Annotated in this window: 10 protein-coding genes; 6 read left to right on the plus strand and 4 right to left on the minus strand. The window is 57.4% G+C overall.

The window, feature by feature from the left end; translation table 11 throughout:
- Positions 1 to 38 precede the first annotated feature (38 nt).
- The gene (locus ACR0MS_RS16820) at positions 39 to 3,458 is read right to left on the minus strand and encodes an indolepyruvate ferredoxin oxidoreductase family protein (RefSeq protein WP_480575799.1); all 3,420 of its coding nucleotides are present in this window, start codon (positions 3,456 to 3,458) and stop codon (positions 39 to 41) included.
- Positions 3,459 to 3,627: 169 nt separating this feature from the next.
- On the opposite strand from ACR0MS_RS16820, the gene ACR0MS_RS16825 reads away from it, so the two are divergent.
- From ACR0MS_RS16825 to grxD, 5 genes are all read left to right on the plus strand, one after another.
- Positions 3,628 to 4,533: a LysR family transcriptional regulator gene (locus ACR0MS_RS16825; RefSeq protein WP_480575803.1), complete on the plus strand. Its 906-nt coding sequence runs from the start codon at positions 3,628 to 3,630 to the stop codon at positions 4,531 to 4,533.
- Between the two features lie 278 nt (positions 4,534 to 4,811).
- Positions 4,812 to 7,061, plus strand: a complete 2,250-nt coding sequence (locus tag ACR0MS_RS16830; RefSeq protein WP_480575806.1) for a mechanosensitive ion channel domain-containing protein — start codon at positions 4,812 to 4,814, stop codon at positions 7,059 to 7,061.
- A gap of 154 nt (positions 7,062 to 7,215) precedes the next feature.
- Positions 7,216 to 9,375 carry a phosphoribosylformylglycinamidine synthase subunit PurL gene (gene purL / locus ACR0MS_RS16835; protein WP_480575809.1) on the plus strand — a complete coding sequence of 720 codons (2,160 nt, stop codon included), beginning with the start codon at positions 7,216 to 7,218 and terminating at the stop codon, positions 9,373 to 9,375.
- Positions 9,376 to 9,510: 135 nt separating this feature from the next.
- Positions 9,511 to 9,747, plus strand: a complete 237-nt coding sequence (locus ACR0MS_RS16840) for a BolA/IbaG family iron-sulfur metabolism protein (RefSeq protein WP_480575812.1) — start codon at positions 9,511 to 9,513, stop codon at positions 9,745 to 9,747.
- Between the two features lie 252 nt (positions 9,748 to 9,999).
- A complete protein-coding gene (gene grxD, locus ACR0MS_RS16845) occupies positions 10,000 to 10,362 on the plus strand; it encodes a Grx4 family monothiol glutaredoxin (protein ID WP_480575815.1) in 363 nt (120 codons plus the stop codon).
- Here grxD and ACR0MS_RS16850 read toward each other — a convergent pair whose 3' ends face one another.
- The 3 genes from ACR0MS_RS16850 to ACR0MS_RS16860 are packed head-to-tail and all read right to left on the minus strand — an operon-like array spanning position 10,363 to position 11,903.
- The gene (locus ACR0MS_RS16850; RefSeq protein ID WP_480575818.1) at positions 10,363 to 10,707 is read right to left on the minus strand and encodes an MliC family protein; all 345 of its coding nucleotides are present in this window, start codon (positions 10,705 to 10,707) and stop codon (positions 10,363 to 10,365) included.
- A gap of 3 nt (positions 10,708 to 10,710) precedes the next feature.
- Positions 10,711 to 11,106 (minus strand): cell division protein ZapA, encoded by a 396-nt coding sequence (locus ACR0MS_RS16855; RefSeq protein WP_480575821.1) that lies wholly within the window; start codon positions 11,104 to 11,106, stop codon positions 10,711 to 10,713.
- Positions 11,106 to 11,903 carry a hypothetical protein gene (locus tag ACR0MS_RS16860; RefSeq protein WP_480575824.1) on the minus strand — a complete coding sequence of 266 codons (798 nt, stop codon included), beginning with the start codon at positions 11,901 to 11,903 and terminating at the stop codon, positions 11,106 to 11,108. The genes ACR0MS_RS16855 and ACR0MS_RS16860 overlap by 1 nt, the downstream gene beginning before the upstream one ends.
- 234 nt (positions 11,904 to 12,137) lie before the next feature.
- On the opposite strand from ACR0MS_RS16860, the gene tkt reads away from it, so the two are divergent.
- A complete protein-coding gene (gene tkt / locus ACR0MS_RS16865; RefSeq protein ID WP_480575827.1) occupies positions 12,138 to 14,159 on the plus strand; it encodes a transketolase in 2,022 nt (673 codons plus the stop codon).
- Positions 14,160 to 14,301: the final 142 nt, after the last annotated feature.

Raw genomic sequence — 14,301 nt, forward strand, 5'->3', positions numbered from 1 at the left:
ACAAGTTTGCCTAGAGATCGTGACAGGGCTGTGACGATTTACTCGGCTGCCGCGCGCATGTCGGGCCCTCCGCTTCGGATCGTTGCCAACAATTCTTCACGGCGCTTGGCGGCCTTGGCCTCGTTTTCCTTCAAGACCGGTCCGAAGCCCCGAATATCTAGCGGCAACTGGGCCAGCGCAACTACGGCGTCTTTTGTCTGTGGTGTTATCAGCGAAGACACCTCTTTGAAATCGCGCTCATATTGCTTGATCAAGGCACGCTCCATGCGCCGTTCCGCGCTATAGCCGAAGATATCCAACGGAGTACCGCGCAGGAACTTGAACTTGCTCATCAACTTTAGCGGACCCAACATCCATTCTCCAAAATCGCGTTTGCGCGGGCGTCCATCCGGTCCGGTGCCGCCCAGCAACGGGGGGGCAAGATGGAAGGTCATCTTGAAATCCCCGTCGAATTCAGCAGCGGCCTTTTCGCGGCTGGACAACAGCAAGCGGGCGACCTCGTATTCATCCTTATAGGACAGAAGCTTGTGATACCCTTTTGCGGCGGCTTCTTTGATTTCTGCATCCTCGAACGCGTCAATCAGCTTCCGATACCGCTTTGCCAGCCGAGCACTTTGGTACTCGGATAGGTGGTTCGCCCTGAACTCGATCAGTTGATCCAGGGTTTTGGGCAATTCTGCGACCTTGGGACGTAGAATTTCACTGACCTTTTCGGGGTGTAAAACAGCCCAGCGTCCAATGTCGAACGCCCGTTTGTTACGCTCGACCGCTGTTCCGTTCAGCTCAATGGCCGTCAGAACAGCTTCGTGGCTGATTGGCAGCAACCCGCGCTGCCACGCGGCCCCAAACACCATCATGTTGGAATAGATCGAATTCCCCATAACAGCACGTGCAAGTTCCGTGGCATCGAACAATGAAACGTCATCTTTCAAACGCGCCTGCAATGCCAGTTCCAGCCTGTCACCCGGTATGCGGAACTTGGTATCTCGGGTAAAGTCACCCGTGACCGTCTCGTGGCTGTTTACGACCGCCCCTGTCTGACCTGCACGGGTCAGGCCAAGTGTCTTGGACCCGGCAGATACGACAAGGTCACCGCCAATCAATGTATGCGCTTCACCCGTGGCCACGCGGATTGCGCTGATGTCTTCGGGCTTGTTGGCCAGACGGCAATGGATGTGGACCGCGCCACCTTTCTGCGCCAGCCCCGCCATCTCCATCATTCCGGCGCCTTTGCCGTCGACCTGAGCCGCCTGCGCCAGAACCGCGCCAAGTGTCACGACCCCGGTGCCGCCAATTCCGGTGATCACCACATTATGGGTGCCGTGGATCGTCGGCAAAGTGGGCAAAGGCAGATCTGGAAGGTCAATCTCGGTCGTGGCTTCCTTACGGATTTCCGCCCCTTCCAAAGTAACAAAAGACGGGCAAAACCCTTTCAGACAGGAAAAGTCCTTGTTGCAACTGGATTGATCAATCGCACGCTTGCGCCCCAGTTCCGTCTCGTGGGGCACGATCGACACACAGTTCGACTGAACACCGCAATCCCCGCAGCCCTCGCAGATATCAGTATTGATGAACACCCGCTTGTCCGGATCGGGGAACGTACCGCGCTTGCGACGCCGACGTTTTTCAGCGGCACAAGTCTGTACATAGACGATAACGGAAACGCCTTCGATGTCACGGAACCGTTCCTGAACCTGCATCAGTTCCGCGCGTTCAAATGTCTCGACCCCGGCAGGTAGAGCTTTGAAGTTCACGTCCTCTTTCTCATCATAGACCAAAGCGACATCCTTCACGCCCATGGCCTTGACCTCGGCCACGATCCGCACTGCGGTCAGGTCGCCCTCGTTGCCTTGCCCGCCGGTCATGGCAACAGCGTCATTGAACAGGATCTTGAAGGTGATGTTCGTTCCCGCAGACAACGCCGCACGAATGGCCTGCACCCCGGAATGGTTATAGGTGCCATCCCCAAGGTTCTGGAAAACATGCTGGGTGGTCGAAAACGGTTCTTCACCGATCCAATTCGCGCCCTCTCCGCCCATTTGGGTAAAGCCGGACGTATTCCGATCCATCCACTGAACCATGTAGTGGCACCCGATACCGGCATAAGCCCGGCTGCCGTCAGGCACTTTGGTTGAGCTGTTATGCGGGCAGCCCGAGCAGAAATACGGAAGGCGGGTCGCGATCTCTTCGGCATTATCGGCGCGGCGCGCTTCGGACAGCTTGGCGAGGCCGCCGCGAATGCCGTCCGTCTCACGGCCTTCCTCAATCAGAATCTCACCCAGTTTTTCGGCGATCATGATCGGATCAAGCGCGCCACGGGTCGGGAACAGCTCTTCCCGGTGCAGCGTACCTGCGCCACCCTTGTACCAGCCGTAAACACGGCGTCCCCGGCGATCATCGAAAATGGCCTCTTTGACCTGCACCTCGATCAGCTTGCGCTTTTCCTCGACGATCACGATCAGGTCCAGCCCCTCGGCCCATTCGTGAAAACCGGTCATGTCCAGCGGAAATGTCTGCCCGACCTTGTAGGTCGTGATCCCAAGCCGTTCAGCCTCGGCCGCGTCGATATTCAAAAGTGACATAGCATGTACAAGGTCGAGCCAGTTCTTGCCTGCGGCGACGAGACCGATCTTGGCTCCCGGCTTGCCCCAAACCCGCTTGTCCATCTTGTTGGCGCGTGAGAATGTTTCTGCCGCAAACCGCTTATAGTCGATGATCCGCGCCTCTTGCAGATGCGGCGTGTCGCCAAGCCGAATATTCAAGCCGCCCTCAGGCATCTCAAAGTCCGGTGTCACCACTTTCATTCGGTCCGCACTGCCATCCACGACCGATGTCACTTCGATCGTGTCCTTCATCGTCTTCAGACCAACCCAGACGCCAGCAAACCGGCTGAGAGCAAATCCGTAGACGCCATAATCCAGAATTTCCTGAACTCCGGCCGGGCTGACCACGGGCATATACGTATCGACCAGCGACCATTCGGATTGGTGCAATACGGTCGAGCTTTCACCCGTGTGGTCGTCACCCATCGCCATTAGAACGCCGCCGTGCTTGGCCGTTCCCGCCATATTCGCATGGCGCATCACATCACCAGAGCGGTCAACGCCGGGTCCTTTCCCGTACCAAAGCCCGAACACGCCGTCGTATTTGCCATCCCCGCGCAACCCAGCTTGTTGGCTGCCCCAAAGCGCTGTGGCGGCAAGGTCTTCGTTCAAACCGTATTGAAAAGTGACATCGCTTTCAGCCAATTGCTTTTGTGCGCGGATCATCTGCTGATCGACCGCCCCAAGCGGTGATCCCCTATATCCGGTCACCAAGCCCGCAGTGTTCAATCCCGCCTGTTGGTCCCGTGCCTTCTGGATCAACATCAGGCGCACCAAAGCCTGAGTTCCGTTCAGCAGAACAGGGTTCTTCTCCAGATCGAACCGGTCATTCAGCGATATCAGTGGCTGACTCATCAGACGTCTCCCCTCGTCAGATCAGTGTGCTTCATTTATACACATATTAGGTCACAATTCCTGACCTGTATAGAGTTTATCCTCTGAAACATAAGGATTTCACCGTTTGAATGTGGAAGTTGTTACCTATTTCATATAGGCATTCCGCAGGATAACGAAAGTTGCGGCGATGGACTGGGACAAGCTTAGGATATTTCATGCAGTTGCCGATGCAGGCAGTCTGACCCATGCAGGAGACCGATTGAACCTGTCGCAATCAGCCGTGAGCCGCCAAATTCGGGCGCTGGAAGAGTCACTTGATTCGACCCTGTTTCACCGCCACGCCCGTGGCCTGATCCTGACGGAACAGGGTGAGCTTCTGTTTGATGCAACCTCGGCCATGTCCAAACGTCTGGACGCGGCGGCCGCGCGCATCCGCGACAGTGAAGAAGAGGTTTTTGGTGTTCTGCGCGTCACTACAACCTTTGGATTCGGCACGCTTTGGCTGGCGCCACGCCTCCCGAAACTCTACGAGCAATATCCTGACCTGAATATCGACCTGATGCTGGAAGAACGCGTGCTGGACCTGCCAATGCGTGAGGCTGACGTTGCCATCCGTATGAAGGAACCCAGCCAAGCTGATCTTGTGCGCAAACGGCTGATGACCGTGCAGATGCAACTTTACGCGACTAAGGAATACCTAGCCGAGAATGGAACACCCGAGACGCTTGAGGAAATCTCGACCCACCGGCTGATCTGCCAAACACCTGCGGCCCCGCAAGTTGGCGCAAGCGCTTCAATGGTTCGCCATCTAATGACCTACAATCCGGGATCATTGCTGACTGTGAACAACTATTTCGGCGTGTTGCAGGGTGTTTTGCACAATCTGGGTATCGGCGTCTTGCCGGACTATGTGACACAGGATTTCCCGCATTTGGTTCCGATTTTGATTGATATCGAGACCGCCGATGTCCCTGTTTACCTCGCCTACCCCGAGGAATTGCGCCATTCCAAGCGCGTAGCGGCGTTCCGCGACTTTGTTCAGGATGAAATTATTGAACAACGCAAGCAGTTGAAGCAAATGGGAAAACTATAGCTATGCACAAAAAGCATAGCGGACATTCCCATTGATCAGGCTGAAAAATCTTGATCGTTCACAAACTGATCCCTAAATGAGCACTCGAAGGCGGTGATGCTGAAACGCTCATCATCTTCATACCTCCCTGTTGGACTACGGCCGAGCTTAGTGCTCGGCCTTTTTTTTGCTTTAGAGCGTCAACACGACCCTTGAACCGGTGAAACATCTGGGAATGCCGGGCACTTAGACCTATGATCCCGGAAAAATACCAATACTTGTGTTCGAGGACAGATTCGATGTTTCACCCATTTCGCCTGCTTTTGGCGATGCTGTCAGTTATTTTACTTTCAGGGCCTATCGCCGCTCAGGAAAGCGGAACGTCCGGCTCAACAGCATCCGTCTCAATTCCCGAGGATCTAACGCCCGAACAGGTGGACGACCTTGTGGCGCGCATGTCTGACGATCAGGTGCGCGCTATCCTTCTGGAACGCCTCGATGCTGTGGCGGCTCAACAGGCCGAAACCACCGAGGCCAGGAAGGGTCTGATCCAGACGATTTCAGACACTTTCACCAGCATGACAGCCTCGTGGCTGGACGTGATCCGGAAAATTCCCCTTCTGGTGAGTGCTCAGGTCGAAGCTTTCTCGAATTTCGGAGCGACTTTCGGCTCAAATGGCCTCATGTCGCTGTTTGGGTTTACCTTCCTGGCGCTGGCGATCGGGTATGCGGCGGAAAACGTGGTCGGGCTGTGGACGCGCCGTTGGATCAAGGTTGTAGACGGGGACGCCTCATCTAACCTGCGTGGGGCGGTGACCTTTCTGTTCAAGCGGTTCCTTTGCGAATTTCTGGGTCTGCTCGTCTTCTACTACACCCTCGTTTTTGTCGGACGGCAGTTGTTGAACGAACAACAGATCGCTCAGGCCGCCCCCTTCGTTTTCTATATGATCTGGTTCCCGCGTTTGGGCGCGGCGATCTCGCGGTTCATTCTGGCCCCCAGGCAGCACGACCTGCGGCTTGTGAATGTCGATGACCATTGGGCAAAATACCTGCATCGGAACCTGATTGGCCTGTTCCTGCTGATCGGCTTCACGCTGTTCATTCTGGACTTCAACGCGCTGAACGGTGTCATGCCGGGTGAATCCCGTTTGGGGTTCTGGCTTAATACAGCGATCCATATCTATATCGGCGTGATCGCATGGCGTGCGCGGGATGGGCTGTCTGACATGATGCGCGGGTCAGACCCGGATCGCACGCGTTTCGACGAAGAAGTCGCGCGTCTTTATCCCTATCTGGCCATCGGTGTTTCGGCAGGCACATGGCTGCTTGTTGAGTACCTCTCGGCGCAGCGTAACCCCGCCGTGTTCGAGTTGCTGGCGCACGGCGCACATTTCACCACCATGTTCTGGCTCCTGATTGCTCCGGCTCTGGATACGCTGATCCGTGGGCTGGTACGGCACCTTCAGCCTCCGATGCTGGGCGATGGACCGGTTGCAGAACGCGCCTACAAGTCGACCAAGCGCAGCTATATCCGCATTGGCCGTGTTCTGGCCGGTATCCTGATCATTCTGATGATCGCAAACGCCTGGGATCTGGATCTGCAGGAAATTGCGGGCGGTGGCACGGAATCTGGCAGCAAGGTCATTCAGTTCTTTATCATCATCGCAGTCGGTTACATCCTGAACGAGGCGGTATCCCTGTGGATCAACCGGCGCCTGGCCAAAGAACAAACCGCAGCCGAACAAAGCCCCGACGAGGAAGCTGGCGAAGGCGGCGGTACCGGTGGGTCTCGTCTGGCGACGGTCCTGCCCCTGCTTCGCGTGACGGCACAGGTCTCGATCGCGGTTATCTTTGTGCTGCTGGCGTTGGGGGCGTTGGGCATCAATATCACCCCGCTGCTGGCCGGTGCTGGTGTTCTGGGTCTGGCCATTGGTTTTGGCGCGCAGAAACTGGTGGCCGATATCGTCGGGGGCATCTTCTTCCTGATAGATGATGCTTTCCGCGTCGGTGAATATGTCGATGTTGGCGGCACAATGGGTACAGTCGAGAAAATTTCGATCCGCTCCATGCAACTGCGCCACCATCGCGGACCGGTTCACACGATCCCCTACGGCGAGATTCAAAAGCTGACCAATTTCAGCCGCGACTGGGTCATCATGAAGCTGAAGTTCACCGTTCCATTCGACACCGATCCAAACAAGGTCAAGAAAATCTTCAAGAAGATCGGGGCCGAGATGATGGCAGACGAAGTGCACAAAGACGGATTCCTTCAGCCTTTCAAATCTCAGGGTGTGTTCGATTTCGACGATGTCGGCATGATCATCCGGGGTAAGTTCATGGCCAAACCGGGCAAGCAATTCACGTTGCGCAAGGAAATCTTCAATCGCGTGAAAGCGGCCTTCAAGGAAAACGGCATCGACTTTGCCCGCCGGGAAGTTCGCGTGGCGATCCCCGGATTGGAAGAGGCTGAGAACCTGACCGAGGAGCAAAAAGCCGCCGTCGGTGCAGCCGCTGCAGATGCCGTCAACAAGGGTGAAGCACCCGCCTGACCCGGTGCATTCTTAACCGATTATCGGGCCGTGCAGTATTGCATGGCCCGTTTTTCTTCATCTAAACCGCCCTGCGGTGACTTGACCCTTCCCACGGGCGCGTCCTTGCCCTAAAAGGCGCGCAATCTCGGCCCCTTTGGACACAGGACAGACGATGCAAGAGCCCGCCATCACCCCGGATCTGATTGCTGCACATGGGCTGAAGCCCGACGAATATGACATGATCCTCGAGATCATCGGGCGAGAGCCGACCTTCACCGAGCTGGGCATCTTCTCGGCCATGTGGAACGAGCATTGTTCGTACAAATCCTCCAAGAAATGGCTGCGCACCCTGCCCACCTCTGGCCCACAAGTGATCTGTGGTCCGGGTGAGAATGCGGGCGTGGTCGATATCGGGGACGGCCAGGCCGTGGTGTTCAAAATGGAAAGCCACAACCACCCCTCGTATATCGAGCCTTATCAGGGCGCGGCGACCGGCGTGGGCGGCATCTTGCGCGACGTCTTCACCATGGGCGCGCGGCCTATCGCGTCGATGAACGCCCTGTCCTTCGGTGAACCCGGCCACCACAAAACCCGTCAGTTGGTGAATGGCGTGGTCGAGGGTATCGGCGGCTATGGCAATTGTTTCGGCGTGCCTTGCGTGGGTGGTGAGGTTCGCTTTCACCCTGCCTATAACGGCAACTGCCTTGTAAACGCCTTTGCCGCAGGTCTGGCCGACAGCGACAAGATTTTCTACTCGGCTGCCTCGGGCGTCGGCATGCCCGTCGTTTATCTGGGTGCCAAAACTGGCCGCGATGGTGTGGGCGGCGCGACCATGGCCTCGGCCGAGTTCGACGACACCATCGAAGAAAAGCGTCCCACCGTTCAGGTTGGCGACCCCTTCACCGAAAAGCGCCTGATGGAGGCGACGCTGGAGTTGATGCAGACGGGTGCCGTGATCTCGATTCAGGATATGGGTGCGGCTGGCCTAACCTGTTCGGCAGTTGAGATGGGCGACAAGGGTGGCCTTGGTGTGCGTCTGGACCTTGAGAACGTCCCCCAGCGCGAAGAAAACATGACGGCTTACGAGATGATGCTGTCGGAATCGCAGGAACGGATGCTGATGGTCCTCAAGCCCGAGCTTGAAGCCGAGGCCCGCGCCGTGTTCGAAAAATGGGATCTGGACTTTGCCATCGTCGGCGAAACCATTGCCGAGGACCGGTTCCTGATCCTCCACAATGGCGAGGTCAAAGCTGATCTAGTCCTGTCGAAACTCTCCTCGACTGCGCCCGAGTATGACCGCCCGTGGGTCGAAACACCTGCAGCTGAGGACCTGGCCGAAGTCCCTCAGATCGACCCGATTGACGGGTTGCGCGCCCTGCTCGCCTCGCCGAACTACGCAGGCAAGCAGTGGGTGTATGAACAATACGACACCATGGTCATGGCCGACACCGCCCGCACGCCGGGTCTGGGCGCGGGCATGGTCCGCGTGCATGGCACCGACAAGGCGCTGGCCTTCACCAGCGACGTGACCCCCCGCTATGTCCGCGCCAACCCGATTGAGGGCGGCAAGCAAGCTGTGGCCGAAGCTTATCGCAACCTGACCGCTGTGGGTGCCACTCCGCTGGCGACCACTGACAACCTGAACTTCGGAAACCCCGAAAAGCCCGAGATCATGGGCCAGTTCGTCGGCGCGATCAAAGGCATTGGTCAGGCCGTCGCCGCGCTGGATATGCCCATCGTGTCGGGCAATGTCTCGCTGTATAACGAGACCGACGGTCAGGCGATCCTGCCCACGCCGACCATCGGCGCGGTTGGCCTGCTGGCCCATACCGACGACATCATCGGCAACGAAGTACGTGACGGCCATGTCGCTTTGGTCATTGGCGAAACCGGTGGTCATCTGGGACAATCCGCGTTGCTGGCCGAGGTGTTCAACCGCGAAGACGGCGACGCGCCCTATGTTGATCTCGAAGCCGAAAAGCTTAACGGCGATTTCATCCGCGCGAACCGCGAGATGATCAAAGCCTGCACCGATCTGGGCGATGGTGGCCTTGCGCTGGCCGCGTTTGAACTGGCCGAAGCCGCGGGCGTGGGCGTCTGCCTCGACGATGCCTCGACCGAGTTCCTGTTTGGCGAAGATCAGGCCCGGTATCTGGTCGCCTGCAACTTTGATCAGGCCGAAGCATTGATGATTGCCGCGGGTCAGGCAGGTGTGGCTGTGGCCTCGGTCGGTCGTTTCACCGGTGACGCGGTCCGCATCGGAAGCTCGGAAGCCTCGTTGGAGGAATTGACCGGGACGTTCCGTAACAGCTTTGCCGCTGCCGTCGCCTGATCTTTACCTGGCTTTGCATTGCGAAACCTGCGCTAGCCCAAGCGCGGGTTTTGTGCGTTTCAGCCTTGCACCACACCCTTGCGCGCCCCGTCCGGGCGCTCTACATCTTGGGAAAGACTTTCAGGAGAAACCTACATGCCGATGAGCGCCCACGAAATCGAACACCTGCTGCGCGAAGCTTTTCCGGATGCGGAAATTCAAGTCGGCGGCAGCGACGGTGTGCATATGTCCGCCATGGTCGTGGATGAGAGTTTTCGGGGAAAAAACCGGGTTCAGCAGCAGCGTGCAGTTTATGCGGCCTTGAAAGGTAAAATGGACGGCCCAGATGGAAAGTTGCACGCGCTGGCGTTGACGACGAAAGTGCCGGAGTAATATGGAGCTTGGATTTGGTGTCATAGTTGGCAGTGCAGCCGTCATAATCTTGACGGCGCTGCTGGCACGAAGCCGATCCAAGAATGACCTTCAATCCAAGCGAGGAACTCTTCCCGGATTAGGATATCGCACGATCTTTACAATCTATGATTCCGGCGGGTCCGGAGGTGGGCATTCCACGCAATACCGTGTCCCGTTAGATCCTCAAGTTTATGCCAAAGCGATGATGCCGAAGAGCAAAGGAAACGCGAAATGACCGACGTTAAGACCCAGATCGACGAAACCGTCAAAGCCAATGATGTGGTGTTGTATATGAAAGGCACCAAGGAAATGCCGCAATGCGGGTTCTCATCCCGTGTGGCCGGAGTGCTGAATTTTATGGGCGTCGATTACACGGATGTGAATGTTCTGGCTGATGAAAACGTACGCCAGGGCATCAAGGATTATTCCGACTGGCCGACCGTGCCCCAGCTTTACGTCAAAGGCGAATTCGTTGGTGGTTGCGACATCATCACCGAGATGACTTTGTCGGGCGAACTGGACACGTTGTTCGACGACAACGGTGTTGGCTATAGCAAAGACGCCGCAGACAAGATCCGCGAAGCGAACGCCTGATCAGCGGCTGGAACAGCCTTTCAGAATATCCTGTTCTCTGGCGGCGTCGCCCGTCGCCAGAAAACTGACCATCGCATCCCACCCTTTGGATCGCAGAATATAAGTTCCATCCTCACCTTCGGACTCATAGCGAATTCCCGAAGCACTGCGGGCCTGCTTGAGTGATATCAAGGTGTTATCGACCAGCATGGCCGCCGCACTGGATCCGTCCGTCGCGTTGAAATACGTCACTTGAAGCGGGACGTTGTTCTCGCAAGTGAATGTGACAGGCAGGATGTCGATCTCAGCCTGCGCCGCACCGCCTGACGCAAGCATCACGGCAGCAAAAATACCAGTCCTGAACATGTGTTATCCCGTGGTTTTGTCTTCGATGACCGAGGCCAGAGCTTCTGCCCGTGCAGCCAGTTCCGCAAGTGTATCCGTCACCGATGGAGGTACAACTGCTACTTCTACCCTTTCGGGTTCAGGCTTTGGCATCTCACGCAGGGTTTTCATTTCTGCTTCCACCTCGGACAGCTTGCGCTCGAGTGTCTTGATCTTGTCGTCATTTGCGGCCGTCTTATCCGCAAGCATCAACCCCGCCATAAGCAGCATTCGCGACTCGGGCATGCGCCCAATCTGGTCCGACAGTACCTGCGCCTCGTCATCCAGCATTTTTGCAGCGGCTTGCAGGAATACTTCCTCACCTTCCTGGCAAGAGACATCGAAACCCCGGCCACCGATTTGAATGGTTACTTCGGGCATTACTCCACCTCTCCATCAGCCAGTTTCGCCCGCGACAACAACGGTTCCAGACGGGCCAGAACCGCATGGGCTTCGGCCGCATCCGTCGCTTGCGCCGCACGGGTCGCTTCCAGTTCCGCAACTGTCGCCCGGTTCAACAATTCCGCATCCGGCAGACCGTTCTGAGATGCTGCCCGAAGCTCGTCAATGGAGTTGCGCAACTGCTCATTGGCTTTGCGCATGCGTTGCAGATCATCGTCCAGCCTGGACATCGCCGCGCCATGGCTGCTGCGTTCTGCGCGCAACATTTCAAGCTCAGAACTGAGTTCGGCCACGCGCTCACTATCGGCCAATTCGGATTTCAAACGGGCGTTCTCGGCTTCCAGTTCCTGAGATTTGGTGGCGGCGGCTCTGAGTTGCTCATTCTCAGCGCGCAGCGTATCAACCTCATCCTGATTTTCCAAAGCGGCCTTTGCATCTGCCAGTTCCGCACGGGCGGCCTCGACCGCTTCCAGCTTGGCAGTCGCTTCGGCCAACTGTTCTCGCAAAGCGCCGTTTTCGGGGTGGTCAGCCGGTACGGAACGCAGGCTTTCCATATCGGCGCGCATGGCGTCGACTTCCTGTTCGTGCCGCTGTTTGAGAGTCTTCAGCCGCTCTTCCAACTGCGCATTGGCGACACGTTCATCATCCAGCGCTGCACGCAAGCTGTCGTCTTCGCCACCCCCGCTCGGAGCTGCGTTCTGCAAGGCATCGACCCCGGTGCCAATGCGCTCCATCGCAGAGACGATACGGCGGTGTAATTCTTCGATCTGGCTCATGCCCCTGCCACCTCTTTATCAAGGTTCCTTGTGTCACGGTTCATCCGAATCAACATAACCCGCGTCTTGCTCTAGTCTAACCCAATGGCGCAGAAAATACCCACTCTTTGCTTTCAACAACTTGGACTGCGTTCTTGATCCATGAACATGACGCAACCCCCAGTTATGCTTGCACTTTGAGGGCTGAGTGGTATTCAGCGCGCAATCTGCCCGTAATCCAAAGGAATAACGCCCGTGGACCTGACTGCGCTGCGCAATGCAAACCCCGAACACTGGGACAAAGCTGCGGCCATCCGCACACTGACCCTTGACGCCGTCGCTGCCGCCAATTCCGGCCATTCCGGTATGCCGATGGGCATGGCCGATGTTGCGACTGTGCTGTTCGAAAAGCACCTGAAATTTGATGCCTCGGCCCCCAACTGGCCCGACCGCGACCGGTTCATCCTGTCTGCCGGTCACGGTTCGATGCTGATCTATTCGTTGCTTTATCTGACAGGTCACGCAGACGTCACGCTGGACGAAATCAAGAACTTCCGTCAACTGGGCGCGAAAACCGCAGGTCACCCGGAAAACTTCCTGGTCGAGGGGATTGAGACCACCACTGGCCCGCTGGGTCAGGGCATCTCGAACGCTGTGGGCTTTGCCATGGCCGAGGAAATCCAGCGCGCGCAATACGGCAAGAAGGTCGTTGACCATTATACCTATGTGATCGCGGGCGACGGTTGCTTGATGGAAGGCGTCAGCCAAGAGGCAATCACCCTGGCTGGTCGTCACGAGCTGAGCAAACTGATCGTCTTCTGGGACAACAACAACATTACCATCGACGGCACTGTCGACATCGCCGACCGCACCGATCAGGTGCGCCGTTTCGCAGCCTCGGGCTGGCATGTGATCGAGATTGATGGCCATGATCCGCAGGCCATCGACGCAGCCATCGTGCAGGCGAAAAAATCGACCAAACCGACAATGATCGCCTGCGAAAGCCACATCGCCCTGGGGCACGCCGCGCAGGATACCTCGAAAGGCCACGGCGCGCTGACCGATCAGGATCAGTTGAAAGCCGCCAAAGATGGTTACGGCTGGCCGCATGATGCGTTCGAAATTCCCGCCGATGTAAAATCCGCATGGGAAGCCATCGGCGCACGCGGTGCCGCCGAACGCGCGGCCTGGGAAGAGCGTTTCGCGCAAATCTCGGACCGCAAACAGGCCGAGTTCAACCGTGCCTATGCGTTTGAAGCGCCCAAGAAACTGGCCAGTGCGATCCGCGCGTTCAAGAAACAGGCCTCGGAAGATCAACCGAAACTGGCCACCCGCGCCTCGTCTGAAAAGGTTCTGAACGTCGTCAACCCGATCATGACCGAGACCGTGGGCGGTTCGGCTGACCTGACCGGGTCGAACAACACCAAATCCGCCGATATGGGCGTTTTCCTGCCGGAAAACCGTAAGGGTCGTTACATCCACTACGGTATTCGTGAACACGGCATGGCCGCTGCCATGAACGGCATGGCGCTGCATGGTGGTATCCGCCCCTATGGTGGCACGTTCATGGCCTTTACCGACTATGCCCGCCCCTCCATGCGTTTGGCTGCATTGATGAAAGTACCGTCGGTTTTCGTGATGACCCACGACTCCATCGGTCTGGGCGAAGACGGCCCCACCCACCAGCCGGTCGAGCATCTGGCGATCAGCCGCGCGACGCCAAACACTTATGTGTTCCGTCCCGCTGACACCGTTGAAACGGCCGAAGCGTGGGAACTGGCGCTGACCTTCAAGGAAAGCCCTTCGGTCCTGTCGCTGACCCGTCAGGGCGTGCCGACCGTGCGCACCCAGCACAAGACCAAGAACCTTGTCGCCCAAGGCGCTTATGTTCTGGCCGAGGCCGAGGGCAAACGTCAGGCGATCCTGATTGCCACCGGATCCGAAGTGTCGCTGGCGATGGAAGCCAAGGCGATGCTTGAGGCTGAAGGCATCGGCACCCGCGTTGTCTCCATGCCCTGTATGGAACTGTTTGCACAGCAGGACGAAGCCTATCGCAAGCGCGTGCTGCCTGCTGGCCCGGTTCGCGTCGGCATCGAAGCCGCCGTTCGTGCGGGTGGCTGGGATCGCTGGCTGCTGGGTGAACGCGGACGCGAAGCCAAGGCTGGTTTCATCGGCATGTCCGGTTTTGGCGCGTCGGCCCCCGCGGGTGAGCTGTACAAGCACTTCGGCATCACCGCCGAAGCGACTGTTGCCAAGGTCAAAGAACTGCTGGGCTAATCCCCGACACACATTCACAGAAATGGCGGTCCATGTGGCCGCCTTTTTTCATGCCCGTCTTCCGTCACAGACAGGTGAGGCATCGTGAACCGACCTGCCCTATCCCTATGACAAAAACACCTTAGCTGCGTTGAAACCATCC

It is taken from the genome of Ruegeria sp. CJ2, assembly GCF_056536745.1.